This is a genomic window from Brevundimonas sp. CURTG3B2_SDJG, assembly GCF_057364705.1.
The window spans coordinates 1-1,977 of record NZ_JBNFOJ010000412.1; the positions used below are offsets into that span (position 1 = coordinate 1).

General features: G+C 72.8%; 2 pseudogenes. Both read left to right on the top strand.

Annotated features, from left to right (window positions below):
• Positions 1–1,247, top strand: a pseudogene (locus AC2W7C_RS17230) (UDP-N-acetylmuramoyl-L-alanyl-D-glutamate--2,6-diaminopimelate ligase); the annotation flags it as partial.
• A pseudogene (locus tag AC2W7C_RS17235) lies at positions 1,240–1,977 on the top strand (Mur ligase family protein); the annotation flags it as partial. The pseudogenes AC2W7C_RS17230 and AC2W7C_RS17235, both read left to right, overlap by 8 nt.

Genomic DNA, 1,977 nt, shown 5'->3' on the forward strand with positions numbered 1-1,977 from the left:
GTGCTGGTCACCTCGGGCGACGTGCGGCGCGCCTACGCCCTGGCCGCGCGCGGCTTCTACGGCGCCCAGCCCCAGACCTGCGTGGCGGTGACGGGCACCAACGGCAAGACTTCGGTCGCCGCCTTCTGCCGCCAGATCTGGGCGGCGCTCGGGAGGACCTCGGCGAGCATGGGGACGCTGGGGGTTTTGAAACAGACGGGTAACGTTAACCAGGCGTTGACGGGGCCGGGCCTGACCAGCCCCGACGCCGCCGACGCGGCCCGCATGCTGGCCCAGCTGGCGGCGGAGGGCGTGACCCACCTGGCGCTGGAGGCCTCGTCCCACGGCATCGACCAGCGCCGCATCGACGGGGTCTCGCTGAAGGCGGCGGCCTTCACCAACCTGACCCAGGACCACCTGGACTATCACGGCGACATGGATGCCTACCGTGACGCCAAGCTGCGCCTGTTCGAGACCCTGCTGCCGCGCGGGCGCACCGCGGTGCTGAACGCCGACTCCGACGCCTATTCCAGCTTCGCGGCCGCAGCATCATGTCGGGCCTGGCCGTGATGGGCGTGGGCGAGCGCGGGCGCGACCTGTCGCTGGTCGCCCGCCGGGCGGTTCCCGAAGGCCAGCGGCTGACGATCGACGTGCGCGGCGAGACCCACGAGGTGCTTCTGCCGCTGGCCGGGGCCTTCCAGGCCTCCAACGCCCTGGTCGCGGCGGGTCTGTGCATCGCCGCCGGGGAGGACGCCGGGCGGGTGCTGGCGGCGATGGAGCGGATCGAGGGCGCCCAGGGCCGGCTGCAGCGGATCGGCGGGGCCGACCACTCCGGCAAGGGGGGCGAGGTCTACGTCGACTACGCCCATACGCCGGACGGCCTGGAGACGGTGCTGAAGGCGCTGCGTCCGCATGCGACCGGCCGGCTGATCGTGGTCTTCGGCGCCGGCGGCGACCGCGACCGGGCCAAACGGCCGCTGATGGGCGAGGTCGCGGGGCGGCTGGCGGATCTGGCCATTGTCACCGACGACAACCCGCGCTCGGAAGATCCGGCCGCGATCCGCAAGGCCGTGCGCGAAGGCTTCCCGGCCGCCATCGAGATCGGCGACCGGCGTCAGGCCATCCGTCACGCGATCGCGGATATGCGCGACGGGGATGTGGTGGTCATCGCCGGAAAAGGGCATGAACAGGGCCAGATCGTCGGCGGGGTGACTCACCCGTTCGATGACGCCACCGAAGCCGCCGAAGCCCTGCGTATCCATGCCTGACCCCCGACCCCTCTGGACGTCCGCCGAAATCGAGGCCGCGACCGGAGGACGCCTGTCCGGCGCGCCCTTCGAAGCGGCCGGCCTGACCTACAACAGCCGCGAGATCGTCCCGGGCGACCTGTTCCTGGCCCTGAAGGGCGCGCGGGACGGCCACGACTTCGCCGCCGCGGCCTTCGCGTCCGGCGCGACCGGCGCCTTGACCGAGCACGCGGTCGACGGCGGATCGTCCGTGGTCGTCGCCGACACCCTGCGCGGGCTCGAGGCGATGGGCGTCTTCGCCCGCGACCGCGCCCCGCATGTGAGGCGCGGCGCAGTCACGGGGTCCGTGGGCAAGACCAGCGTGACCCAGGCGATCAAGGCGGGCCTGGACCTGGCCGGCCCGGCCCACGCCTCGATCAAGAGCTACAACAACCATATCGGCGTGCCGCTGACCCTGGCCCGGATGCCGCCGTCGGTCGAACGCGCGGTGTTCGAGATCGGAATGAACGCGCCGGGCGAGATCGCGCCGCTGTCCAGGTTCGTCCGGCCCCACGCCGCCTGCGTCACCACGTCGGACCGGTGCACATCGAGGCCTTCGCCGACGGCGAGGCGGGGGTGGCGGCGGAGAAGGCCTCCATCTTCGAAGGTCTGGCCAAGGGCGGGACGGCGGTGCTGAACGCGGACGTCGCCTACGCCGCCGTGCTGGACGCCGCCGCGGCGAAGGCCGGGGCCCGTCGGCGTCACCTTCGGC